A 23996-nucleotide genomic window follows, 5' to 3' on the forward strand; every position below is an offset into this window, starting at 1 on the left:
CCTACTTTTTGATACTGTAGCTTATATAAAATATCATAAATATACCTTTCCAGATAAAAGCCTTCAAACACATATAGTTGACAGGCTTTTACATGAATTATTTCAGATTCACTTTAAGTGAATCGCTTACCCTCGAAGGGGGAAACTTTGTTTAGGCTGCTTGTGCGTTATTTAAGTATGAATGAATCAACTTCCTCCCTTCACCATTCAAAATTAACTTATTCACTGGTGTTGATATATCAAGGATGTAACTATTGATGAAAGAAGTGTAACCTCTTTTACCTAGCCTAGACCTAATGTACCGTCGTAGCTCATCTTTAGCAGAGTTTTCTCTTTCACGTAGTTCTTTTTTCTTACCCAGCCCTGTTGGGCGAAGCTGGCTATGTGTTAAAGCATTAACCTTTGTAAGTATACTTTCTTCATGCAACCTTAGACCTTCTAACTTCACATCAAACTCCACGTTGAAAAGCTCATCAGAAAAGTCGTAGTGTTCGGCCATATCATCATTTAGCCCATCTTGACTCTTACCACATGCGTGATGCAGAACTAACTTTGAAATGTAAGTGGATTCGCCTAGTGTTTTATTTGCTTTCGTGACAAGAAGCCCTTTAATATTCGATTTAGCAAATTTACGACACATTGTATTAAAAGCTCCATTTCTGCCCTTGATGCTCTGTTCATTCAACGCTCCCCTCACGCAATCTACAGGACTAAAGTCTTTAATCAGCTTATCAAGTGATCTAACAGAAAATGCATCCTTTAAATTCCTAGGTTTAAGAAAAACGTGTTGCTGGTTACAGTTAACTCCCACATTATTACGCCAGTCTCGTTGAAGGTTTAGAATTTTTCTAACTTCATCTGTTACAGGCAAAATAAACTCCCGATTCGCTTTCATTGCATAATCAGGAAACGTAATTTTAGTCGGATAAGTTTCGCAATCCAACCAATCCCATCGCAAATTATGAACATTAATAGGACGAACACCTGTTAGAACCATAAACCTAACGGCATTGACCTGGTGAAGGCTAGTTGCTGCTGCAACATTTGAATATAATTGTGCGATACTATCAAGATCGGTGTAAAGCTTTGTCGCTTTACTTCTATTAACCCTCGACGAAACGTAGTCCACAGCAATCTTTGAAGTAACATTGTTACCATCGGCCAGTTTTGATGCCGCAAACTTCCACAAACGCTTTATCTCATCAGACAGTTCATTAGCATAGTTACCTGTCTCGCTGGCAATAATGTTATCTAGAACATTCTCAACATCAATGATTTTTACATTAGCGAAAACATCTTTTTCACGAAAATAGTAGCGAAGCTTCTTAGTCCTACTGAGATAAGTTTTTATTGTACTGTCTTTAAGCTTTCCATTTTTGTTTCTTCGCTTTCTATCTTCCTCAAACAAATCTATTGCATGATGTACAGTCTTCAGAGAAACATCTCCCTTCCACATCGAAGTAGCAATGTCTCTAGCTACTCTCGGCTGTAACTCAGGATAAACACCTAATTTTGATGTCTTTATGCCTGTTTTATTACCAAAGTGCGTTCTGAATGTCGCCTCACCTTTTTTGTTAAAAACAATTCGAAGGTGGTTAGTTATTTCGTACTTCGAAATGTTAGGTTTTCCTGTGAATGCCAAGATTGTTTTCGCGGCAGTAACACAAGATTTTATGTGTGAGCTTGAATAAGGTGGTTCAAATGACTCCCACTTTGAGATTGCATCGTCATATTCGGCTTTACTTGGCTTTTTTTGGGTTGACTTCATTATGTACATAGTCCTAAAAGGCAGGTGCAATAAAGCTTTCCTGTTAATATTTAATTTAATACACAAAACACACCAAGAATGTTAGTCAAAAACCAATACACGAAATACCACAATTTTTTGTGTTACTCATTTGTGTTACGGCTATGGTATAATCAACGAAATTTATTGAAACGAACGTAAGCTATTGTAACGTATTTCCTATTACGTCAAATACGCTGTACCCCTTGTTCTATTTGACTTTAGCCAGGAAAATCAAACACATGGCACTATTAATCAAAGACAACTGCATCAACTGTGATATGTGTGATCCAGAATGCCCAAACCAAGCGATTAGTTACGGTAAAAAAATATACGAAATAGATCCCGACCTATGTACCGAGTGTGTCGGTCATTATGATAAACCAACCTGCATTGCAGTCTGTCCAATCGACTGCATTATCATCGACCCGAAACATCAAGAAAGCCAAGACCAACTGTATGACAAATATGTAATGATCCATCACAGTGACCAAATCTAATCTAAGCATGAAAAAACTTAGCTAAAAGGCTAAATAAAAAGGCTATTTACCCTGTTTACTTTTGAGATGATTAAGTTACACTCAAATTGCTGCTAAATTCAACAACCTGTTTATTAAACACACTTTATATATCTAATTCTTAATACAAGTGATGATTTTTTATTCAGTGATTTTAGCTAGTGCATGATGCATTTGTTGCACCGAATTATCATAATAAAACAATGGAGAATGGCTAATATGGCTACTACAACAGGTCGCGTAAAATGGTTCAATGAGAAAAAAGGTTTTGGTTTCATTGAAAGGCCGGGCGGCTCAGATGTTTTCGTTCATTTTAGAGCAATACAAGGTGATGGCTTCAAAACCCTAAACGATGGGCAAGAAGTACAATTTGAAGTTGAAGACGGTCAAAAAGGTCCTCAAGCTTTAAATGTAATAGCGATCTAAAAATTCTACAGGTTGTCACATAGGCAACCTGTTCCTTCAGTGTCCGATATAACCTAAAAAACAACACAGTCTCACTGATCTTCTCTTACGTAAAACCTAAAAAAAACTTCCATCTTCGACTATTGTTAACGATACACAACGCGTGTTTTTTGTTGACTTTTGCGCCAAAATCCCTAGAATTTAGCGCCTTTTTACGATTTACCTCTTATCGTTTAATTAAAACGATAGTAACCCTAACCTATAAGAACTCTTATGTTGAAGCTACATATTAATAAAGTCGTTAGTCTTAAGGCCGATGTGCTTTCAGGACTAACCGTTGCACTTGCATTAGTACCAGAGGCCGTTGCGTTCGCTTTTGTTGCTAATGTTGAACCTTTAGTTGGTCTCTACGCCGCATTTATCGTCGGCTTGATTACGGCGATCTTTGGTGGCCGCCCAGGCATGATCTCAGGTGCAACAGGTGCCCTTGCTGTAGTGATGGTAGCATTGGTTGTAGACCATGGTGTTGAGTACCTCTTTGCTACCGTAGTATTAATGGGAATAATCCAAATTCTTGCCGGAGTCTTTAAGCTCGGAAAGTTTATTCGGATGGTACCGCATCCAGTGATGTTAGGGTTCGTAAATGGCTTAGCCATTGTGATTTTCCTAGCACAATTAGGTCAGTTTAAAGAACCTGACGCTAATGGTGTGATGCAGTGGATGCAAGGTGAAACCTTATGGATGATGCTGGGTTTAGTCGCAGTGACAATGCTAATCATTCACTTCCTACCAAAAATCACTACCGCTGTGCCATCAGCATTAGCCGCAATTGTGATTGTTTCGCTAGCAACCATAGGTTTAAACCTTGATACAAAAGTCGTCGGTGATGTTGCTTCTATCGCTGGTGAGTTACCAAAATTCCATATCCCAATGGTGCCATTTACGTGGGAAACGTTCATGATCATCTTGCCATACTCGCTAATTTTAGCTGCCATTGGTTTGATTGAATCACTACTTACCTTAACCTTGATTGATGAATTAACTCAGACACGTGGTAAAGGTAACAAAGAATGTATCGCCCAAGGCCTTGCTAATACCACAACCGGTTTCTTCGGTGGTATGGGTGGTTGTGCAATGATTGGTCAGTCAATGATTAACGTAAACTCAGGTGGACGTGGCAGAGCGTCAGGCATCACAGCCGCGCTTGCATTATTGGGCTTTATCTTGTTCGCGTCAGGCTTAATCGAGCAAATACCTATTGCAGCACTTATTGGGGTAATGTTTATTGTCGTTATCGCGACATTTGAATGGTCAAGCTTTAAAGCAATTAAGAAAATTCCTCGATCTGATGCATTCATTTTAGTATTAGTGTCAGGTGTCACAGTAGCTACTGATCTAGCCATCGCTGTTATTGTAGGTGTGATTGTGTCTGCCCTAGTCTTTGCATGGCAACATGCGAAACACGTCATGGTTAAACGCTCAGTTGATGAAAATGAGTGGACTGTGTATGAAGTCGAAGGCCCGTTGTTTTTCGGTGCTATTAGCTCATTCAAAGAACAGTTTAATTACGATGGCGACGCTGATGATATTATTATCGATTTCAAAAACTCGCGTGTTTATGATCACTCAGGTGTAGAAGCAATTGATGCGATTGCCGAGCGTTACGTCAATCTAGGTAAGAAGTTACATTTACGTCACCTGAGCCCAGAATGTAAAAACTTACTGCAAAAAGCCAGTGACTTAGTTGAAGTAAACGTAATGGAAGATCCTGATTACCACGTAGCTAGTGACAAGCTCGCTTAATCATAAGATTAATTAAGCGCTGGCGAGCACTTTGCCAGCGCTTTTCATATTAAACCATGCCCCAATTATCACCTGACCTTCAACAGCAGCTATCAACACGAGTCGAGCAGTGTTATCAACTCGTTGAAAGAAAGCTAGGCCGTAAATTCCCTCGTCCACAAGTGTTAACAAATCAACGTGGTCGTATTGCAGGGTGCGCTTTATTACAAAAAAATACGTTACGGTTCCACCCTCTCATTTATCAACAAAACCAAGCTCACTTCCTAGAGCACGTCGTTGCTCATGAAATTGCCCATCTTGTAGTGTGGCAATGTTATGGTAAAACGCCACCTCATGGTAAACACTGGCAGTGGGTGATGAATGATATCTTTAATTTACCAGCCCTTCGCACACACCAATATAACACTGATAATATCGGTATACGTACTGTTCGCTACCGTTGTTTATGCGCTGAAATACCGTTAAGTATGAATCGTCACAACAAGGTCATTAAGGGTGCAGTGTATTGTTGCAAACGTTGTAAATCACCCCTAAAAGAAATTACTGAAATGTAAACATAATTTAATAGAAGCTATCATAAATAGCGCGTTGACAAATAAAAGCACCAACTCTTGCCAAAACTCACAAACAAACGTTAGAATCCGCGGGGAAAATTAACCCGTAAATAAATAGCAGTCCATTTAATGACCAGACAACTCTTCTTAAACATATTTTGTACTTCATTGCTTCTTTTAACGATGCACAGCCAAGTCAATGCTGGCCATATTAATTTTTCAAAAGCAAAAAAAATTGCCAACAAACTGCATCAAGCCAGTGATACTAGCTTTTATTGTGGCTGCGACATCTATCGTCAAGGTAAAAAGCTTCGTCCAGACCTTGCCAGTTGTGGTTATGAATACCGAAAACAGTTAAAACGAGCAAGCAGAATTGAATGGGAGCATATTGTACCTGCGTGGGAATTTGGCCATCAACGCCAATGTTGGCAACAAGGTCGACGAAAAGCTTGTACTAAAAATGATAAGACCTTCCAAAAAATGGAAGGCGACCTACATAATTTAGTCGCCGCAATTGGTGAAGTTAATGGGGATCGATCTAATTACCGCTTTAGCCAATGGAATGGTGCTGCTTACCAATATGGCCAATGTGATGTAGTCGTTGATTTTAAAGGGCGAAAGACGCAACCGCCAGCACATCGTCGAGGAGATATTGCGAGGATTTATTTCTATTTCCAGCAGCAGTATCAGTTACAATTATCACGTTCTCAGCAGCGCCTGTTTAACGCTTGGGATAAACAAGACCCAGTCACTGCCGCAGAGTGTTTACGAGATAGTCGAATTGCCAATATTCAAGGTAATTCAAACCCATTTGTGAAGCGGCGCTGCGCAACGCAGCGCTTACAATAACCTTTAGGACAATTGCTTAGTGAAGAAGGCTGTAAAGTTTGCGGCGGTAGCTAGAGGCCAGTGGATCACCTACCGGTAAACTCGCAATAATATCCAGGTAATGCTTTTTGGCATCTTCAAAGTCAAGTTGTGACATTAAAATGCTAAACAATAGTTCCAGTGCTTGCTCGGTTTTATTGGCCTGGCTATATGTGACTGCGAGTTGTAATTTAATATGAGGGTCATCGGGCTTTTGAACTAACTGTTGCTCAAGAGCAAGTATCTCAGGTGACTCCCCAGCCTTTTGGGCAAGCTCAAGTAAAGAAACTAAGCGCTGATAGTTAGCATTTTTATCTTCTAGAGCAAAACTTGCAAGTAACTCTTCCGCTGGCGCTAACTGACCTAATTTGATTAACACCTCGACATAGCAGCTGACAATATCGATACGTTGGCTGTCGAGCTCATAAGCTTGTTTAATTAATAAAAACGCTTGATTAATATCCGCAGACTCATCCAACAACATCGCACTCGCTTGAATTAACAAGTCATCTTCTGGCTTGGGTAAGTACTTCGATAACATTTCTTGAACTTTATCCATAGGCAGAACACCGACTAAGCCATCAATAGGCTGACCAGCACGGATCAAAACCAATGTCGGCACAGAAGAAACGCCAAACTGCTGAGTAATTTGAGGCTGCTCATCACAGTTCACTCTTGCCAGAACAATGGCAGGGGTTTGCGAGGCCAGTTGTATGAGTTGAGCAGACATCGGCTTTCCTGCTTCATCTCTTGGTGAATACAGTTCCACTAGGATTAATTGCTCAGCAGGTTGCTCTAACAAGGTGGCCTGAAAGTTTTCTAAATTTAGATCGACTACATTTGACATGGTCAAGATTCTCTTACGATTGATAATGTATATTTATGGGCAAGTTAATATTTTTCAAGTCGTTAATAATTGTTTTCAAACACTGTATTTAGAATATTAACTCTAGACTACCGTTACCAGAATCAAACTGGTAAGATGTCTTTTTGCATTTTTGGTTTTCACATGAATTTATACCTCCGACTACTTTACCTGCTTCTATGGAAGATACCACGCCACCGAGCTAAGCAAAGCATTTTCGACACCAGCCACTATGATTTCCGTGTATTACCTCTTGATGTAGATATCAACATGCATCTAACCAATTCGCGTTATCTTGCCCTAATGGATTTAGCAAGAACCTGGATGATGTGTGAATCAGGATTATTTAAAGCACTTCTCAAGCGTAAATGGTTACCCGTTGTCAGTTCAACGGAACTAACATTCATCAAAGATATTAAGCCATGGCAAAAATGCACTGTTGAGACAAAAATCATTGCTTGGGATGATAAATATTTTTATATGGAACAGCGATTTGTTAGCAACGGTATATTGCATGCCGTTGCAAATCTGAAAGGATTATTTGTTTGCAAAGGCAAAACGATTCCGACATCACAACTGCTCGAAGTGGCAGGAGAACAACGTGATGCTCCACCACTCCCCGAAGCAATTAAGCATTGGCAAGCACTGCTCGAAGCAAAAAAACATCAAGAATCAAATAAATAATTTAAATACTATATAAAAAGCCGTTCTTTGAACGGCTTATTTATCAACGAATAACAACGTAATCTTAGTAGTTAAAATTCATCATCTTCATCAAACTCATCACCTACAACCACTCCATCTTCATCAATGAAGTAAGTACCCCAACCATCATATTGAATTTTATGTTTGTCGGCTAAGCGGATCAGCGCTTCAGTATCTTTGTCTAAACGTTCAACAGTCAATTCGTGATCAACAGTCGCATCGAAACAAAATATAATTGCACCATCATCTAACTCAAGCTCTTCAGCATCAGAGACTTCAAAACCTAATTTAAATGCATCAACGGCTGCTTTTTCCAGATTGTCAAAATTTGCACATGACAAGTGGTGCTCAATTGGGTACTCAGCATCAGGGTTACTTCCATCAGCTAATAAACTGTCGACGATCTCACGATTGTCGATTTTTTGATGTTCAATTTCTTTTTCTACAGACATGATAATTCTCAAAGTTGACTCAACTAAAATTATAAATCAAATCAAGTTATCTAGATATTATTTCTTTGCATTTAGTTGCGCGACCTCAGCATCTAATTGCTCAATCTTATCAGACATAGCTTGACGAGCTTGCTCGGCGAGATCGCGAATCCCACTTTTATCAATTGACGAAGTATCAATCTCAGGTAGGTGCTCCACAATTGCGTAACCGTTATTCCAGCGATTTAGGCTAAAATGACCCGTTGAGCTAAGTACGATTGGAATAATAGGCACCTGTGCTTGGATTGCGGTATGAAATGCCCCAGTCTTAAATGGCAGCAAACCGCGTCCTCGACTGCGTGTTCCTTCAGGGAACATCCAGATACTGAGGTTCTTCTTATCCATCTTATCCGCAGTTTGATTAATCGTACCAGCAGCTCGTGATTTGTTCTTACGGTCAATTAGAATATTTCCACTGAGCCAATAAAGTTGGCCAAAAATTGGCACCCACTTTAAACTTTTCTTACCAATACTCACAACGCCCGGGGTAACACCGCCAGAGATAGTGACTAAATCGAAGTTATTTTGGTGATTACCAATAATAACTTTTGGCGTATTGGTTAAATCTTGAGGAACACGCACTAGCAATTTAATGCCAAATAACGGTGCCATGCTTGATAATAGCTTTGACACAGTATAAGTGTTATTGCGATGAAACGGACGCACTACACAAATCAAAATACCAATTAAACAAACAACTACCACAATAGGTAAAAAGAACAGAATTCTAAACAATGCAACCATTAGTGTACCTAATTCAACTCAAACTAAATTTTAAAGGCGCTATTATGAGGAAACTCACCAGTAATGTATACAGCTGTACGCTGAATATTTTAGACGCTTCACGCCCTCATTAATACTGATGAGTAAATCAACACATTAGTGTGGCAGGCTTGGTAACATTAAGAAAGTCGTTATCGTCGCAATCAAACTAAGACCAATCCAACCGCATAGCAGTGGCTTTGCTAGTAGCTGCTTTGCAGTAAACTGGATAATAAATGCGCCAAATAAAAGCCAATATGAACGCCATGCACTTAATGCTAAAGCGTGTTGTGCCGCTAACTCTAATGGTTCTTTTAAGGTTAAATAGCGAATAACAAAATAACCAGCTTGCGAAAAAAATAGCAAACCAAAAATAACCATTAATCCCGCAATAGCTAAGCGAAAAGCCCGTTGAGTTCCAGACAAAACAAATTCCTTAATTGAATCAAACGACAATATAAAGTGTTATCTATTACCCGAATACCGAGTAATAAAAAAGGGGATTATAACAACCCCCTCATCAAAAATCATGATATCTATCAATTAGCAGCTCTAACCTTTAACTATTTAGCGGAGCTGTTCACAATTAATAAATTAAACCACCACTTTTAACCTTAGAAGTATCAACACGAGTTGGTGTTGCAACGCCATCAACTAGTGGCTGACTTCCTACAGCTAAAGCATTAATGACTTTGGTCATGGAGTCTAAGTCGAGGCTAGCTAGGTCATCGCTCAATTGATGATAATGTTTATCACTCTCTAATTGTGTTGAAGAGAAACTATGTGCAGGGACACCTAAACGCGCTAAAGTCGCATTATCTGAACGATAAAACAGACGCTGCTTAGGGTACGGATCCGGGTGGATTTCTAGTTGTTGTGCAGCTAAAGATTTGTTCATGATTTGCGCCAAATTTGAACGTTCAAATCCAGTCATCCATAAACCACCGGCACCGAACTTCGATGGTTTACCAATCATTTCTATATTAACCATAGCTGCAATACTTTCAGGGTTGATATGAGTTGAAAAATACTTAGAGCCGTAACCACCAATTTCCTCGGCAGTGAATGCGACAAAAACTAAGGTTCGTTCAGGTGTTCCTTGCTGCGCATAATACTGCGCTAAATTGATAACTGCTGCGGTACCGGATGCATCGTCATCGGCACCATTATAAATCTTATCGCCTTCTTTACTTTCGTCCATTCCCAAGTGGTCATAATGAGCAGAAAACAGCACCATCTCTTTGCTCTTACCCGGTAGAACCCCAACAACGTTTGCAAGTTTTTGTTGCTTAACGTGACTTGTCGTACTCAAGTTAAGTTCATTAACTTGGTTAATCTCCGTCAAGGCTAACACCAACGAGCCACCTTGATCATGATTAAATTTGTTAAGTCCACGATTAAAATACGCTTGATAACGTAAAAAGGTTTTCTTATGTGCTGGGTCAACCAACACTAGTGCGTCTTTGCCAACTTGGTTAAGCACCGATAACTGTGCCCTGAAGTCATCATCGGCTCCAATTAGCACGATATTAGCTTGTTGGGGACTTGTCCATGATAGCTGTTTCTTTGATGTTGCTATAGCAACTTGCTCAGCAGCAATCGTCTGACCGTTTAACTGTAATTTTTCTACCTGAGATGTGATGTTATATAGCACAAACTCTTGTTGGTATTGATCTAAACCACTAAACGGTTTTAAACCGATATCATTAAAGCGTTGGCTAATGAATTCAGCAGCTTGTGTAATACCTGGGGTAAAATTACCGCGCCCTTTCAATTCGTCAGAAGCTAGATATGTAATATCAGCAACAACTTGCGGTTGTGATATTGATGGTGGTTTATTAAACGAACAAGCAGTAACGGTCATCATTAAAGCTAACGGAAGGATTCTCTTCATTACATTTTTCCAAAGTATTGGCATCAGCGAGTACAAACTCATCGAAGCACGGAAGACACACGGTATTGAAATATCAATACTTATTTTTTTGCATCATACCAAGGAATGATACTAATGTGATGAAAAAAACGATTCAATGTCAAAATATTCGATAAACATCTACTCATCACGCAACAGCTTTGGGATAATAAATTAATTTTACTCCTCAAGACGCTCAATGTGATAAACAACAAAATATTCGTTATCGGCCTACCTAGAACGGCAACCACTAGCCTTTGTAAAGCGATGGTTGAGTTAGGCTTTGCAACGGCTCATACCGCCTATATCGAAAAATGTTTCGAGCAAGCCCAAGTTATCGCGGACACGCCAATCTTCTGTGATTATCAAGCTTTAGACCAATATTACCCTAACGCTAAATTCATCAATTTAACGCGAGAACTTTCTCAGTGGGTACCATCTATAAAGCAGTTATTGCAGCGAATGCACGTAAACTTACAACGAGAGGATGGCGGATTTAATACAATTATTAAACGTTGTTACAACGAAGTATTTTCACCATTAACCACTGAAAACATTAACAATGACCAGTTTTTAATTGACTGCTATCAACGCCACCAGCAAAACATACAAAGTTACTTCTTAGGACGAGAACAAGATATTCTGCATATCGATATCAGTGCTAATGACAGCTTTGAACGTTTACTCGCTTTCCTTGCGATTGAACAAACTCCATTAGCAGGGTTTGATCACGTTAATCGCGGAGGTAAAGTAACCGCTTGGAAGCAAGTCAAAAGCCCATTGAAAGTCGAATCAACAAGACGTGGTCGAATGGACCCCTTGCCCTATCCACTCATTAAATAAGGCTTAGGCGTGATAATTTGATCTAGCGCCTTTTTTCCTGCGTCATTCACAGGTAAAATTAACGTTTTTATATCACTCTAAAGATGTCATGTTTGAATTAAAATTTAATACCCCTGCTGCTTGGACCGAAGCTGTTTTAGCTAACTTCGATTACTTCTTACAAGATCATGCCGCTGCTGAAAAAAAGGCTTCGGGTATGGCAATTTCCATGCTGTCTCACTATCAAGATCGTCCTAAGCTTGTTCGTGCGATGACAGACCTCGCCTTAGAAGAATTGATCCACTTTAAACAAGTACTTAAATTAATGACGGCACGTGACGTTTTATTAAGAAATGACACTAAAGATTTATACATCAAAGAAATTCGTGCATTATGTCGCCACCCTCGTGACCAATTGATGATGGACCGCCTGTTGATAGCTGGCATTATCGAAGCCCGTGGTTACGAACGTTTCTCACTTGTTGCCGACGCTTTGGAAGCAGGTAAAGATCAAGAGTTTTACGCTGCTATTGCAAAATCTGAAGCCAAACACAAAGACCTATTTGTAGAGTTAGCTTACGAATATTTCGACAAAGAGTCGGTTGATACTCGCTTAGAAGAGTTATTGATTGCTGAAGCTAAGATTTGCGAAAAGCTACCATTTACGGGTGCCTTGCATTAATTTCATTAATTGAGCTTTATCATCAGCCACCTGATAAAGCTCACTCTCTGCTAGTGAGATAAAATCTCAAGGAAGCCTTCTTCTTTCACGCAGTATCACCAACTAAAATTATCCAGCGTCTAGACCATTTATCTAGATGGCTAAAAATAACGCTAGACCCATTTTTCTCGGTGTGAGCAACTCCACTACTGATAGTTTAAGTGTTTTAGTATATGCTTGAATCGCATCTGCTGAATTTTAATCTCGGGCGATACGCCATAAGTGAGTTGTAAAGTCACTAAAATATCTTCTTTTTATGATGATTTGGAAAACTGGATGGCTATTATAAAAACGAAGTCTACCCACATTATTAACACTATCATGCACTCGATTGTAGTTGGTGTTGTCTTTGGGCTTTGTCTTTTTCCTTCGAAATCATTTGCAAACAATTCTTCACAGGAGCAGCTCACAGCCGCATTTGTCTATCAAATTACAAAGTTCGCTCAATGGCCTAAAGCCTCACAATCTCTGCCAAACAACTCATTTTCTATTTGTATTTTTGGCGAACCATCACCAACACTCCGTCAATATTTTCGAGCACTAGAACAAAAAACTACACAAGGAAAGCCCATTACATATAGTGAGTTTATGAATAAGCAACAACTTAAGAATTCCAATGCCTCCTGTCAAATTCTCTATATCATTAACCATCACCAAGAGCACTTAAATGAGCAAGATATTATCAACCTCTCAAAAAACACCCTCTTAATTGGTCAAAGCAAAGCATTTTTAGCGCAGGGGGGTATGCTTTCCCTAGTTATCATTAACCGAAAAATGAAAATTCTAATTAGTCAAAATAATATTGAGCGAAGTAACATCAAATTGCAGCCTCGTTTAAAAGCCCTAGCTAAAGTGATTTAAGTTATGATGAAATTAACTCGCAATCTATCATTTAAAAACAAATTATTACTGTTAATTCTCAGCATAACGTTTATCAGTTTACTAACCAGTGCTATCACCTTTAGTGTTTTACTCGAGAGCACTTTTAAACAAAACCTTAATGATAATGCTCGGTCTAATTTATCATTATTAGCTTATAACCTAGGGCCAGCGATTTCTTTTAATGATAAAGACGCAGCAGTTGAGATTTTAAACTCGCTAAAAACATCCCCTTATGTCTCTGGAGCCAATGTCTACCGTGTGGAAAATGGTACATTATCAGCCGTAGCATCTTATAAAAACGGAACGAACTTTTCATCAATTTCAGCACTAGAAGTTTATCTAACTCCAACCTTTGATGGCTTATCACACTATATTACAGCGCCGATCACTGTGGACAACGACACCATTGGCTATGTTTTTCAGCACTCAGTGTTACATCAACTAAATGCCTTCCACCAAAAAGTTGCTATTACGGTCGGAATAACATTAAGCTTCTGCTTATTAATAAGCTTTATAATCTCGTTGAAGTTTCAACGCCGCTTGCTGCAACCTTTATTTAACCTCCTCAGTACCACTCAAGCGATACGGACTCAACAGGATTACACTTTACGAGTGAGAGAGACTAGTCATGATGAGTTCTCCCAGTTAACCCAAAGTTTCAACCATATGCTCAACGAAATCGAAGTCCACTACCGTCGTCAGCTAGCGACAGAAGACAAAGTTCGGTTACTTAACCTAGGTCTTGAAGATAAAATAGCAGAGCGTACTGAACAGCTAGAACAGTCAAATATTGAATTAAAAAATACTCTCTCAGAGCTCGAACAATATCAAGCGAAGTTAGTTGAACAAGAAAAAATGGCTTCATTAGGAAACTTGGTCGCTGGTATAGCACATGAAGTCAATACTCCGGTTGGAATTGGTGTGACAGCCATTAGCCACCTTGGCGAAGAAGTTCGAGCGCTTCAGGAACATTACGAAAATAACACCTTAAGCCAAAAAGTTTTACAACAGTTTTTAGCCCAGGCAATCGATGGTACCAATATTAGTTTATCTAACCTATCGCGAGCCGCTGATTTAATTAGTAGCTTTAAGCGCATCGCTGTTGACCAAGCCAGTGGAGCAGTTAGGGAGTTAAACATCAAAAATTACTTAGAAGAAATTTTATTATCTCTGCGCCCAAAACTAAAAAAAGTGCCGCATACTATTTGCATCGATTGCGCTCAGTCGATTACAGCACATTGTAATGCAGGCACTTTGTCACAAATCATCACAAACCTGTTAATGAACTCTATCAAACACGCCTTTAAAGATAATGCGCGTGGCAAGATCACAATCAGCGTGACACAAAATCAAGGTGATATTGAGCTTATTTATCAAGACAATGGCTGTGGTATGCCAGCAGAGGAACTGACCCAACTTTTTGAGCCTTTTTATACTACCGCGAGAAATAAAGGGGGAAGCGGTTTGGGGGCCCACTTAGTTTACAACCTTGTAACCCAAGGATTGCACGGCCATATTGTTGCAAGTAGTAAAGTGGGGGAAGGGTTAAGTCTAACTATCACTTTTCCAGCACAACCAAAGTAGCTATCGAGAGAAGCTATAAGTCGTCATGAGGTTCGTAGGCTGTTGTATCGAAGTTGTATTAGGCTCTACCACAACAGCTAGAGCCAACACTTGATAATTGCTGTCCCCCGTTAGTACTCAGGAGCCAACAATTTTCAGAAAGGCTTAATCGCAAAAAGCTTGACGCAAAAAATCACTCTTACGTTGCATGAAATTAGTTTCATCACAGTTAATAAAGTTAATCGCTAACTGATATTGCTCAACAAGACACTTCGACTCTTTCGCCAGTTCATATTCATTCATTACAATATGCATCGCCTCAACGACAGATTCACTTTCACCCGAGCCAATATCCGCCTCGTCTGGCTCAAAGTTATCTAGCATCCAATGTTGTAGTTGCTCTGTGCTTGTTGAGCCACTACCCCATGCCACGATCACATTAATTAATTGTTGTTTGGTTATTACTAATTTACTCATCATTACTCTCTATTAGCAGGTGCCAGTCTCTTGGGGCTTTCTCGTCGCATTTAACACAATTAAGTTCATACCCTAGCATGTTGTCACGGCCTTGTGAGGACGTGACCCAAGGCCGACTAACCCAAGGGGGGTTGTGCCTAACATGTTGATTATGTCCACAAGATAATTTAGCCACCCAGGCGTTTAATTCATCTCGGTGGTAACCTACGATGGCTTGTTTCATTGATTAATTAAGTTTCCACAGGGCTATCATCTTCAATACCGTCAATATCAACATTATCGGGTTGTGGCGAGTTAACCTCTACACCATCAACGCGTTGTAACCCTCGCGGTAACTTATTACCTCGGCGGCCACGTTCACCGGAATAATGCTCTAAATCTGACGCTTTTAGCGTGAGCTTACGCTTCCCAGCCAACAGGGTAACTTCACTGTCTGGATAGATAACCGCAATTTGCTTAACAAATTCTTCACGGCTCTGTACGCGTGAACTCGGAATATTGATGATCTTATTCCCTTTACCCTTCGCTAGTTTTGGCAAGCTAGATAATGGGAAAATTAACATTCGACCTTCATTCGATATCGATAAACATAGTTGTTGCTCGGCATCTGCAATAGGCACTAAGGGCATCACTTCACTACCCTTAGGTCTGCTTATCAGCGCCTTACCTTTTTTATTACTGCTAAGCATGTCATCAAAGGAACCAATAAAGCCATAACCGCCATCGGTTGCTAACAAATACAATTGTTTTTCTTGCCCCATGACAGAATGAGCAACGGTCTCACCAGCAGTTAGGGTAAAGCGCCCCGTCAAGGGTTCACCTTGGCTTCGCGCAGAAGGTAAAGTATGCGCATCTGTACTGTAGGCACGCCCTGATGTATCAATAAATACCACAGGCTGATTACTTCGTCCTTTAGCTGAACAAAGGTAAGCATCACCCGCTTTATAATTCATATTTTGTGGTTCTATGTCATGACCCTTAGCACAGCGGGCCCAGCCTTTCTCTGAAACGACTACAGTTACCGCTTCACTTGGCACTAAATCTTTTTCTGACAATGCTTTTGCTTCACCACGCTCAATGATCGGTGAGCGGCGTTCATCACCAAACTTCTCAGCATCAGCGATGATTTCTTTTTTAACCAAGGTTTTCATGCGACGCTCAGAAGACAGCGTCAACTGAATTTTATCACGCTCCAATGCTAACTCTTCTTGCTCAGCGCGAATTTTAATTTCTTCAAGTTTCGCCAATTGGCGTAGTTTAATCTCTAAAATCGCTTCAGCTTGGATTACGGTTAAGCCAAAACGCGACATCAATTCCGCTTTAGGATTATCATAAGTTCTAATAATCTCAATAACTTCATCGATATTTAAAAAAGCAATGAGTAAACCATCAAGGATATGTAACCGCGCTAGAATTTTATCAAGTCGATGTTGTAAACGGCGGCGCACCGTATCAAGACGGTAAGTGATCCACTCCGTTAAAATATCTTTTAAACCCATTACCCGAGGGCGATTATCTAGACCCAGAATATTAAGGTTAACTCGATAGTTTTTTTCAAGGTCAGTCGTCGCAAACAAGTGATTCATAATACCGTCGATATCTACACGGTTTGAACGAGGGACAATCACTAAACGGGTCGGGCATTCATGATCAGATTCATCACGTAAATCAGAAACCATTGGTAACTTTTTCGCCTGCATTTGTGCGGCGATTTGTTCTAAAATTTTAGCCCCTGAAACTTGATGTGGTAAAGCGGTGATCACGACATCGCCGTCTTCGATTTCATAGACCGCACGCATTTTAATTGAGCCCTTACCCGTACTATAAATCTTTTCAATGTCAGATTTAGGCGTAATGATTTCGGCTTCAGTCGGATAGTCAGGTCCTTGCACATGACTTAAGAGCTCTACTAATTCTGTTTTAGGCTGCTCTAATAACTGCACGGCGGCACTGGCCACTTCACGGACATTATGTGGTGGAATATCCGTTGCCATTCCCACAGCAATACCCGTAATACCATTAAGTAGAATATGTGGTAAACGAGCCGGTAACACCACAGGCTCTTTTAAGGTGCCATCAAAGTTTGGCTGCCACTCAACAGTCCCCTGCCCTAACTCTCCAAGCATCACTTCACTGAATTTGGATAACTTAGCTTCGGTATAACGCATTGCAGCAAAGGATTTAGGATCATCTGGTGCTCCCCAGTTACCTTGACCATCAACTAACGGATACCGATAAGAAAACGGTTGAGCCATTAGTACCATCGCTTCATAACAAGCGCTATCACCGTGCGGGTGAAACTTACCTAATACATCACCAACGGTACGTGCCGACTTTTTATATTTAGCTGAGGCGTTTAAGCCAAGTTCTGACATCGCGTAAATAATACGTCGCTGCACCGGCTTTAGACCATCACCAATATGGGGCAAGGCGCGATCCATAATTACATACATCGAATAGTTTAAATAAGCGTCTTCGGTAAATTTGACCATCGACTGCTGTTCGACACCATCAAGGCTCATTTCAATTGAATCTGTCACGTTAAACCCTTATTTCTCTTCGTCTACTACATCGACAACTTGTGCTAAATTGCCTTTAGTTTCTAACCAGGTACGGCGATCGCCAGAACGCTTCTTCGCCAGTAACATATCCATCATTTCATGAGTGTGTTGCTCATCGTCTAACGTTAATTGCACTAAACGACGAGTGTTAGGATCCATGGTTGTTTCACGCAGCTGAAGTGGGTTCATTTCACCTAATCCTTTAAATCGTTGAACATTCACTTTGCCGCGTTTTTTCTCCGCTTCAATACGGTCTAAAATGCCTTTCTTCTCGTCCTCATCAAGAGCGTAAAAAACCTCTTTACCAATATCGATTCGATAAAGCGGCGGCATAGCGACATAAACATGCCCTTGCTCAACCAGCGTTTTGAAATGGGCAACGAATAAGGCACATAGCAGCGTTGCAATGTGTAATCCATCGGAGTCAGCATCAGCTAAAATACATATCTTGTCGTATCGCAGTGCCGACAAATCTGCTGAATCAGGGTCTAGGCCAATAGCAACGGAGATATCATGAACTTCTTGAGAGGCCAATACTTGAGTAGATTCAACTTCCCACGTATTTAAAATTTTACCACGCAGTGGCATAACCGCTTGAAATTCTCGATCTCGTGCTTGTTTAGCTGAACCACCAGCCGAATCACCTTCTACTAAAAACAGTTCAGCCCGAGCAGGATCTTGCCCTGTACAATCGGTGAGTTTACCGGGTAACGCAGGTCCTGAAGTGACCTTTTTACGTGCAATTTTTTTGCTCGCTTTGAGGCGACGTTGTGCGTTATTAATACACAACTCAGCTAACTGCTCTGCAATCTCCGTATGCTGATTTAACCATAGGCTAAAGGCGTCTTTGACAACACCTGACACAAACGCCGAACATTGGCGCGATGACAAACGCTCTTTAGTTTGACCAGCAAATGCTGGGTCTTGCATTTTAACCGATAAAACGTAACTACACTTATCCCAGATATCATCAGGTGTTAATTTGATACCACGGGGCAGTAAGTTTCTAAATTCACAAAACTCGCGCATGGCATCGAGTAAACCGGCCCGGAGTCCGTTAACATGTGTTCCCCCTTGAATGGTGGGGATCAAGTTTACGTAGCTTTCGCTTAACGCATCCCCTCCCTCAGGTTGCCATACGACTGCCCAATCAACCGCTTCTGACTGACTGCTCATTGAGCCAACAAAAGGCGTTTCAGGTAGGCAAGGCCATTGTTTAACGGTCTCTAATAAGTAATCTTGTAAACCGGATTCATAATGCCACTCTTGAGTGTCTTTAATGATTTTATTGGTAAATTTTATTTTTAGGCCAGGACACAACACCGCTTTAGAACGAAGGTTATGATTAAGGCGAGAAATGGAAAATTTGAATGAATCAAAATAAGACGGATCGGGCCAAAAACGAACTCGAGTACCAGTGTTGCGTTTACCACAGGTGCCAGTTTCATGAAGTTCTTGAACTTTATCACCGTGCTCAAAGGCAATTTCATACACTTTAGCATCACGGCGAATGACCACTTCAACTCGTGAAGAAAGCGCATTAACAACTGAGATACCTACTCCGTGTAGACCACCAGAGAACTGATAATTCTTACCCGAAAATTTGCCGCCAGCATGGAGTTTACAAAGAATTAGTTCAACACCACTCACCCCTTCTTCAGGATGAATATCAACGGGCATACCGCGGCCGTCATCAATCACTTCTAGAGAGTGATCTTCATGAAGGATCACCTGAATGGAACTTGCAAAGCCAGCTAACGCTTCATCAACACTGTTATCGATGATTTCTTGACCAAGGTGGTTCGGTCTAGTGGTATCGGTATACATACCTGGACGGCGCTTTACTGGCTCTAACCCGTTTAGTACTTCAATCGCATCAGAATTGTATTGTTGTTCAGTCACAACATCGCCTTTTAATTATAAAATATATAACTGTTCAGTGTAGCGAAATTTGCTCGATCATTTAAGTGCTTAGGGCTAGTTTTCAAATAAAAATTCAACAATTGAATTCAAATAGCGGTTAAAGCCAATAAAACTGTGATCGCCTAAGGGTTCTAGCGTGACTCTTGTGCCACTGTATGCAGCAACAGCCAATCGGTAATCAAGGGTTTCATCGCCTTGCTGTAACAGCACCCAATAGTTTTCTATTGATTTAATTTGATCAAATTGTAGCAGCTCTAATTCCTCGCCGTGTGCCATGGTGACCTGTTGTATATGCCCTGTATACTGATTAGTGTATTCACCGATTAATAATTCAATCAATTTAAACGGAGTCACAGCAGGATTAATTAAAACACATTTACCACCAAATTGATTAGCTAATTTGGTCGCAAAAAAACCACCTAATGAGCTACCAACAAAACCAACGCGCGCCTGAGGTCGCCTTGTCATAACGTCATTGAGCATAGTTTCTAGCTGCCGCCATGCGTCTAAAGGAGTTAAAGCAATTTGCGGAATCATCAGTTCCACATGCGGGTAAGTTTGTTCGATAAAGCCTTTGACTTGTTGCGCTTTAAAAGACTGCGGCGCACTATTAAAGCCGTGAAGATAGATTAAAATATTATCGGACGAGGAAGCAACTGACACAGAAAAACCTTGAAAAGGGCGTAGCTTAAGATGAAATTGTAAAAATTGCGAACATTTGCTCGCAATTTACAATCATGAGGCTAATAGCCTGCGGGATCAAAATCAGCAATAAACGGCGTGCCTTCGACACGATGCACTTGGGTTTTAACACTTCCATTCACCAGTAACTCTAAGTGACGGAAACCCGGCTGCGCGGTATCAACAGAAAACTCTTGTTGCTTTGGCGTAAACTGAATACTCGTTGAAGGACAACCTAAAACACGCACTCCTGATTGAGTGACATCAACGGCTTGATGAACATGACCGAACATAATGCATTTCACTTGCGGGACTTTAGCAATCACCTGCCATAATTCATCACTATTAAGTAATCGATGGTTATCTATCCACTGACTCTCCATAAGTACGGGATGATGGTGCATTACTAACATCAAATGATGCTCTGGGTATTCACTGGCAGCGGACTCAATCATCGCTAATTGCTCATCAGCAAGGTTGCCACAGACTTGCCCGGGTAACTGAGAATTTAATAACACTAACTGCCAATGTTTAAAGACTATCCGTTTAATAGGCGTTATGTCCCCATCGGACAGAATATCATTTTGCATACTAAGATCATCATGGTTACCGGTGATCCACGCAACAGGATGGCCTTGGTTACGAAACACCTCACGACACTTTTGATAGGATGCTTCGCTATGGTCTTGCGAAATATCCCCTGTTAGCAAGGTTAAGTTAACATGATGAAATTTAGTTGCTAACGCCTTAGTCGCAGCAAAACTTTCATCGCAATTAATCCCCATAAGCGCTTCTTTATCAGAGAGATGTAAGTCGGTAAACTGGAGTAATTGCGGACTACTGTGATTTAATTTAAGGATGTTTTGACTCATGAGGCTCCCTGATTAATTCGCATAACGCGACCATCATTACAACAGTGTTTTAGCCACTCGCTTAAATACTTGTTGATCTGATATTTCTCGTCTGGTTGCTGCATCAAACGATTGGGATAATCATAACTCGATTTGAAATAGCGGATCTGTCGACTAGCTAACACTTCTGCCATTTGCGCATCATGGTATAACCTGACTTTTATCTGCGGTGTGAGCTCATTAACACTTTCCCCGCAACTTATTTTATTGGCAATAGTTTCAATGCTCACAACACTAGTGTACTGCGTTTGTTCTATCACATGAATTTGATAGCAAGCATTATCAAGATGGAAAAAGAAATACCCGCCACAATCTAAATTGGGCAATAGCTTCAATAACGACAAATAGTTCAAGCTACAAGCGCGGTGCAACGCTAATAGATCCGGTTGATACTTCGGCTTGATGTAACACTTACTTGGCATTAACGACTCTCTTGATTGTTTAGATCGAGCCAACGCTGACGTAACGATCCGTGGTTTAGTGCTAACCATTGTAACCCAATAATGGTAGTAGCATTAAAAAACTCGCCGTCGTTTAATGCTCTTAATACCTCGGCTACAGGCATCGCAAAAACCCTAATATCCTCACCTTCACTATCTAAACCAGCAATGTCAGCGGCTTTGCTACTATCGACACAAGCCACAAATAAATCAATTCGTTCAGAGGTGCCACCCGGGCTAGATAAATAACTGAACAACGCTTCACAACGTGTCACATCAAGCCCCGTTTCTTCTTTAGTTTCCCTAATGGCGACATCAAGTGGTTGTTCGCCTTCGTCAATTATCCCCGCGACTAGCTCTACCATCCAAGGAGATATCTGATGCTCAAATGCTCCCACTCGAATTTGTTCTATCAAAATAAGTTGATCGGTAACGGGGTCGTAAGGAATAACCACCACAGCATTGCCCCGAGAAAATAGTTCTCGTTCGATAGTTTGACTGCGTCCCCCACCGAACAAGGCGTGACGGAAAGAAAATTTGAGCATCTTAAAATAACCCTGCCACAATGTTTCTTCCTTAATCACATCGACATCTTGTCGTTTAAACGTGGTTAACTTCCCCATAAAACGCCTCCCTCTGGCTAAATAATTGCCGCTTAACAATTGATAAACTTAGGTATTCAGTAAATTGTATGATAGCTTATTCTACGCTAATTTTTCACATTTACTGCAATACCACTATCAAGCGGGATAATAAGCAAAGATTAAATTTTATTAAACATGTTAAAAGATTAAGTTTACTTTATTGACAGTTTAATAAACTGTTACACTTAGTCGCTGGTATACAAAGCAAAAAAAACATAAATTAGCCCCATAATCTCAAATAGAACCCTTTAGGAACAATAAATGAGTGTTAAATTAAGTAAGCTAATGCTATCACTTAGCCTTAGCCTTTTCACAATGACAGCCAGTGCTGATGGTTTACACCAAATTTATCAGCAAGCATTACAGGGCGATCCAAAAATCAAACAAGCCCAAGCTGCACGAGATCAAAACTTCGCTGCAATTTCCGAATCAAGAGCGGTGCTACTACCTCAAATTACTGGTTCAATTTCAATTGGCAACGGCGCGACAAATGCCCCTCATGACGGCAAAGGCTTCGAATGGGGTGATCATTGGGGAGGTAATGCGCAAGTTAGCCTAACCCAACAAATATATTCTCACGGCTCATGGTTAAACTTAAGTTTAACTGAAAAAAATGCATCCCGTAGCGACGCGCAACTCGCTTCAGCACAGCAAGGGCTGATTTTACGTGTCGCCAACGCTTACTTTGATGTGTTAAAAGCCAAAGATAACCTCTCATTCGTTCAAGCAGAAAAGCGCGCGATCGAGCGTCAACTGGAACAAACTAAGCAACGTTACGAAGTAGGTTTAACCGCCTTTACTGACGTTCATGAAGCGCAAGCACAGTTTGATATCTCAGTGGCTAACGAAATTTTTGCTCAAAACACACTAGTAAACTCTCTTGAGTCGCTAACTGAGATTACAGGTTTGAAGCACCAGAACCTAGACCAGCTAAACACTGACACGTTTAGCCCAGCTATCCCTCAACCTGCAACATCAGGTGACTGGGTTAAGTTAGCACAGGAAAATAACTTAACGTTACTTGATCAACGCCTCGCCGTTGATATTGCAAAGCAACGTATAGACCTATCAAAGTCGGGCCATCTACCAACGCTAGGTGCCACAGCATCAATGACGCATACCTACAATAACGAAGGTCTATCACAAACCACCGCGCATAATCACCAAGGCTCAGCATCTGTAGGCTTGCAACTAAATGTGCCTATTTATAACGGTGGCCGTATCAGTTCACAAGTTGAACAGTCTCGTTTAGGTTATGTTGCTAGTGCACAGTCTCTTGAAGAAAATCACCGTAGCGTAGTACGTAACATTCGTAGTAGCTTTAACGATGTTCGTGCATCGATTGCATCAATCAATGCCTATTCGCAAGCAGCTACATCGGCAGATAGTGCATTAAAAGCAACCAAAGCAGGATTTGAGGTAGGTATTCGTACCATTGTTGACGTCCTAAACAGTACACGTCAGGTGTATAACGCTAAGAAGCAACTTGCTAATGCACGTTATGGCTACATTTTATCTGTATTACAGTTAAAACAAACGGCAGGTACGTTAAAAGAACAAGATTTAATCTTGATCAGCAAAGGCTTAATTGCTGCCGAAACAACGACGACTGAAAAAGAGTAATCTAACTCAGTAACCTTGGGTCGCTCAACAAAAAGCGCTGCTATAAATTTTAATAGCAGCGCTTTTTTTATGTTTATCAA

At 40.6% G+C, this 23996-nt stretch carries 25 protein-coding genes; 11 read left to right on the forward strand and 14 right to left on the reverse strand.

Annotated elements, in window-relative coordinates; all coding sequences use genetic code 11:
- Positions 1–151: 151 nt before the first annotated feature.
- A complete protein-coding gene (locus Q8W26_RS08575; protein WP_101215239.1) occupies positions 152–1768 on the reverse strand; it encodes a recombinase in 1617 nt (538 codons plus the stop codon).
- Positions 1769–2028: 260 nt separating this feature from the next.
- Here Q8W26_RS08575 and Q8W26_RS08580 point away from each other — a divergent pair, with 260 nt between their 5' ends.
- The 5 genes from Q8W26_RS08580 (at position 2029) to Q8W26_RS08600 (ending at position 5915) form a co-directional block, all read left to right on the forward strand.
- Positions 2029–2286 (forward strand): YfhL family 4Fe-4S dicluster ferredoxin, encoded by a 258-nt coding sequence (locus Q8W26_RS08580; RefSeq protein ID WP_101215238.1) that lies wholly within the window; start codon positions 2029–2031, stop codon positions 2284–2286.
- A 237-nt stretch (positions 2287–2523) separates the two neighbouring features.
- A complete protein-coding gene (locus Q8W26_RS08585) occupies positions 2524–2730 on the forward strand; it encodes a cold-shock protein (protein ID WP_101215237.1) in 207 nt (68 codons plus the stop codon).
- 252 nt (positions 2731–2982) lie between these two features.
- A complete protein-coding gene (locus tag Q8W26_RS08590) occupies positions 2983–4512 on the forward strand; it encodes a SulP family inorganic anion transporter (protein WP_101215236.1) in 1530 nt (509 codons plus the stop codon).
- A 56-nt stretch (positions 4513–4568) separates the two neighbouring features.
- Positions 4569–5066: a SprT family zinc-dependent metalloprotease gene (locus tag Q8W26_RS08595; RefSeq protein WP_101215235.1), complete on the forward strand. Its 498-nt coding sequence runs from the start codon at positions 4569–4571 to the stop codon at positions 5064–5066.
- A gap of 129 nt (positions 5067–5195) precedes the next feature.
- Entirely contained in the window at positions 5196–5915 is a 720-nt protein-coding gene (locus Q8W26_RS08600; RefSeq protein WP_305473098.1) for an endonuclease, read from the forward strand.
- A gap of 16 nt (positions 5916–5931) precedes the next feature.
- Here Q8W26_RS08600 and Q8W26_RS08605 read toward each other — a convergent pair whose 3' ends face one another.
- The gene (locus tag Q8W26_RS08605) at positions 5932–6780 is read right to left on the reverse strand and encodes a tetratricopeptide repeat protein (protein ID WP_101215233.1); all 849 of its coding nucleotides are present in this window, start codon (positions 6778–6780) and stop codon (positions 5932–5934) included.
- A 162-nt stretch (positions 6781–6942) separates the two neighbouring features.
- Here Q8W26_RS08605 and Q8W26_RS08610 point away from each other — a divergent pair, with 162 nt between their 5' ends.
- Positions 6943–7482, forward strand: a complete 540-nt coding sequence (locus Q8W26_RS08610; RefSeq protein WP_101215232.1) for a thioesterase family protein — start codon at positions 6943–6945, stop codon at positions 7480–7482.
- 71 nt (positions 7483–7553) lie between these two features.
- Here the strand turns inward: Q8W26_RS08610 and rraB are convergent, their stop codons facing one another.
- The 4 genes from rraB to Q8W26_RS08630 form a co-directional block, all read right to left on the reverse strand.
- On the reverse strand, positions 7554–7955 hold the full coding sequence (gene rraB / locus Q8W26_RS08615; protein ID WP_101215231.1) for a ribonuclease E inhibitor RraB: 402 nt from the start codon (positions 7953–7955) through the stop codon (positions 7554–7556).
- 57 nt (positions 7956–8012) lie between these two features.
- The gene (locus Q8W26_RS08620; protein ID WP_101215230.1) at positions 8013–8738 is read right to left on the reverse strand and encodes a 1-acylglycerol-3-phosphate O-acyltransferase; all 726 of its coding nucleotides are present in this window, start codon (positions 8736–8738) and stop codon (positions 8013–8015) included.
- A 135-nt stretch (positions 8739–8873) separates the two neighbouring features.
- Positions 8874–9182: a hypothetical protein gene (locus tag Q8W26_RS08625; protein ID WP_101215229.1), complete on the reverse strand. Its 309-nt coding sequence runs from the start codon at positions 9180–9182 to the stop codon at positions 8874–8876.
- 160 nt (positions 9183–9342) lie between these two features.
- Entirely contained in the window at positions 9343–10650 is a 1308-nt protein-coding gene (locus Q8W26_RS08630) for a M20/M25/M40 family metallo-hydrolase (RefSeq protein ID WP_305473103.1), read from the reverse strand.
- A gap of 222 nt (positions 10651–10872) precedes the next feature.
- Here Q8W26_RS08630 and Q8W26_RS08635 point away from each other — a divergent pair, with 222 nt between their 5' ends.
- From Q8W26_RS08635 to Q8W26_RS08650, 4 genes are all read left to right on the forward strand, one after another.
- A complete protein-coding gene (locus Q8W26_RS08635) occupies positions 10873–11511 on the forward strand; it encodes a sulfotransferase (RefSeq protein ID WP_101215260.1) in 639 nt (212 codons plus the stop codon).
- Between the two features lie 88 nt (positions 11512–11599).
- Entirely contained in the window at positions 11600–12172 is a 573-nt protein-coding gene (locus Q8W26_RS08640; protein WP_101215227.1) for a tRNA-(ms[2]io[6]A)-hydroxylase, read from the forward strand.
- Positions 12173–12487: 315 nt separating this feature from the next.
- The gene (locus Q8W26_RS08645; protein ID WP_101215226.1) at positions 12488–13072 is read left to right on the forward strand and encodes a YfiR family protein; all 585 of its coding nucleotides are present in this window, start codon (positions 12488–12490) and stop codon (positions 13070–13072) included.
- A 3-nt stretch (positions 13073–13075) separates the two neighbouring features.
- The gene (locus tag Q8W26_RS08650) at positions 13076–14677 is read left to right on the forward strand and encodes an ATP-binding protein (protein WP_101215225.1); all 1602 of its coding nucleotides are present in this window, start codon (positions 13076–13078) and stop codon (positions 14675–14677) included.
- 144 nt (positions 14678–14821) lie between these two features.
- Here Q8W26_RS08650 and Q8W26_RS08655 read toward each other — a convergent pair whose 3' ends face one another.
- The 8 genes from Q8W26_RS08655 to Q8W26_RS08690 form a co-directional block, all read right to left on the reverse strand.
- Positions 14822–15136, reverse strand: coding sequence for a hypothetical protein (locus Q8W26_RS08655; protein WP_305473106.1), 315 nt, complete (start codon positions 15134–15136; stop codon positions 14822–14824).
- Positions 15126–15356 (reverse strand): DUF3565 domain-containing protein, encoded by a 231-nt coding sequence (locus Q8W26_RS08660; protein WP_101215223.1) that lies wholly within the window; start codon positions 15354–15356, stop codon positions 15126–15128. The genes Q8W26_RS08655 and Q8W26_RS08660 overlap by 11 nt, the downstream gene beginning before the upstream one ends.
- Before the next feature lie 7 nt (positions 15357–15363).
- Positions 15364–17673, reverse strand: coding sequence for a DNA topoisomerase IV subunit A (gene parC / locus Q8W26_RS08665; RefSeq protein WP_101215222.1), 2310 nt, complete (start codon positions 17671–17673; stop codon positions 15364–15366).
- 9 nt (positions 17674–17682) lie between these two features.
- The gene (gene parE, locus Q8W26_RS08670) at positions 17683–19596 is read right to left on the reverse strand and encodes a DNA topoisomerase IV subunit B (protein ID WP_101215221.1); all 1914 of its coding nucleotides are present in this window, start codon (positions 19594–19596) and stop codon (positions 17683–17685) included.
- A 75-nt stretch (positions 19597–19671) separates the two neighbouring features.
- A complete protein-coding gene (locus Q8W26_RS08675; protein WP_305473110.1) occupies positions 19672–20280 on the reverse strand; it encodes a YqiA/YcfP family alpha/beta fold hydrolase in 609 nt (202 codons plus the stop codon).
- An 80-nt stretch (positions 20281–20360) separates the two neighbouring features.
- Complete coding sequence (gene cpdA / locus Q8W26_RS08680; RefSeq protein ID WP_101215219.1) at positions 20361–21170, reverse strand: 3',5'-cyclic-AMP phosphodiesterase; 810 nt, start codon at positions 21168–21170, stop codon at positions 20361–20363.
- The gene (locus Q8W26_RS08685) at positions 21167–21631 is read right to left on the reverse strand and encodes a DUF1249 domain-containing protein (RefSeq protein WP_305473112.1); all 465 of its coding nucleotides are present in this window, start codon (positions 21629–21631) and stop codon (positions 21167–21169) included. Before Q8W26_RS08685 ends, cpdA begins: the two co-directional genes overlap by 4 nt.
- A complete protein-coding gene (locus Q8W26_RS08690) occupies positions 21631–22272 on the reverse strand; it encodes an NUDIX domain-containing protein (RefSeq protein WP_101215217.1) in 642 nt (213 codons plus the stop codon). Before Q8W26_RS08690 ends, Q8W26_RS08685 begins: the two co-directional genes overlap by 1 nt.
- 282 nt (positions 22273–22554) lie before the next feature.
- Here Q8W26_RS08690 and tolC point away from each other — a divergent pair, with 282 nt between their 5' ends.
- Positions 22555–23916, forward strand: coding sequence for an outer membrane channel protein TolC (gene tolC / locus Q8W26_RS08695; RefSeq protein ID WP_101215216.1), 1362 nt, complete (start codon positions 22555–22557; stop codon positions 23914–23916).
- Positions 23917–23996: the final 80 nt, after the last annotated feature.

This window comes from Psychrobium sp. 1_MG-2023 (assembly GCF_030689115.1).
Taxonomy (GTDB): domain Bacteria; phylum Pseudomonadota; class Gammaproteobacteria; order Enterobacterales; family Psychrobiaceae; genus Psychrobium.

Bases quoted from the DNA above. Each gene is read 5' to 3' on its own strand.
- Q8W26_RS08580 (WP_101215238.1), top strand. From the start codon at position 2,029: ATGGCACTATTAATCAAAGACAACTGCATCAACTGTGATATGTGTGAT.
- Q8W26_RS08605 (WP_101215233.1), bottom strand. From the start codon at position 6,780: ATGTCAAATGTAGTCGATCTAAATTTAGAAAACTTTCAGGCCACCTTG.
- Q8W26_RS08685 (WP_305473112.1), bottom strand. From the start codon at position 21,631: ATGCCAAGTAAGTGTTACATCAAGCCGAAGTATCAACCGGATCTATTA.
- Q8W26_RS08585 (WP_101215237.1), top strand. From the start codon at position 2,524: ATGGCTACTACAACAGGTCGCGTAAAATGGTTCAATGAGAAAAAAGGT.
- Q8W26_RS08600 (WP_305473098.1), top strand. From the start codon at position 5,196: ATGACCAGACAACTCTTCTTAAACATATTTTGTACTTCATTGCTTCTT.
- cpdA (WP_101215219.1), bottom strand. From the start codon at position 21,170: ATGAGTCAAAACATCCTTAAATTAAATCACAGTAGTCCGCAATTACTC.
- Q8W26_RS08575 (WP_101215239.1), bottom strand. From the start codon at position 1,768: ATGAAGTCAACCCAAAAAAAGCCAAGTAAAGCCGAATATGACGATGCA.
- Q8W26_RS08655 (WP_305473106.1), bottom strand. From the start codon at position 15,136: ATGATGAGTAAATTAGTAATAACCAAACAACAATTAATTAATGTGATC.
- Q8W26_RS08640 (WP_101215227.1), top strand. From the start codon at position 11,600: ATGTTTGAATTAAAATTTAATACCCCTGCTGCTTGGACCGAAGCTGTT.
- Q8W26_RS08595 (WP_101215235.1), top strand. From the start codon at position 4,569: ATGCCCCAATTATCACCTGACCTTCAACAGCAGCTATCAACACGAGTC.
- Q8W26_RS08630 (WP_305473103.1), bottom strand. From the start codon at position 10,650: ATGAAGAGAATCCTTCCGTTAGCTTTAATGATGACCGTTACTGCTTGT.
- Q8W26_RS08645 (WP_101215226.1), top strand. From the start codon at position 12,488: ATGGCTATTATAAAAACGAAGTCTACCCACATTATTAACACTATCATG.
- Q8W26_RS08650 (WP_101215225.1), top strand. From the start codon at position 13,076: ATGATGAAATTAACTCGCAATCTATCATTTAAAAACAAATTATTACTG.
- Q8W26_RS08620 (WP_101215230.1), bottom strand. From the start codon at position 8,738: ATGGTTGCATTGTTTAGAATTCTGTTCTTTTTACCTATTGTGGTAGTT.
- Q8W26_RS08590 (WP_101215236.1), top strand. From the start codon at position 2,983: ATGTTGAAGCTACATATTAATAAAGTCGTTAGTCTTAAGGCCGATGTG.
- tolC (WP_101215216.1), top strand. From the start codon at position 22,555: ATGAGTGTTAAATTAAGTAAGCTAATGCTATCACTTAGCCTTAGCCTT.
- Q8W26_RS08660 (WP_101215223.1), bottom strand. From the start codon at position 15,356: ATGAAACAAGCCATCGTAGGTTACCACCGAGATGAATTAAACGCCTGG.
- Q8W26_RS08610 (WP_101215232.1), top strand. From the start codon at position 6,943: ATGAATTTATACCTCCGACTACTTTACCTGCTTCTATGGAAGATACCA.
- Q8W26_RS08690 (WP_101215217.1), bottom strand. From the start codon at position 22,272: ATGGGGAAGTTAACCACGTTTAAACGACAAGATGTCGATGTGATTAAG.
- rraB (WP_101215231.1), bottom strand. From the start codon at position 7,955: ATGTCTGTAGAAAAAGAAATTGAACATCAAAAAATCGACAATCGTGAG.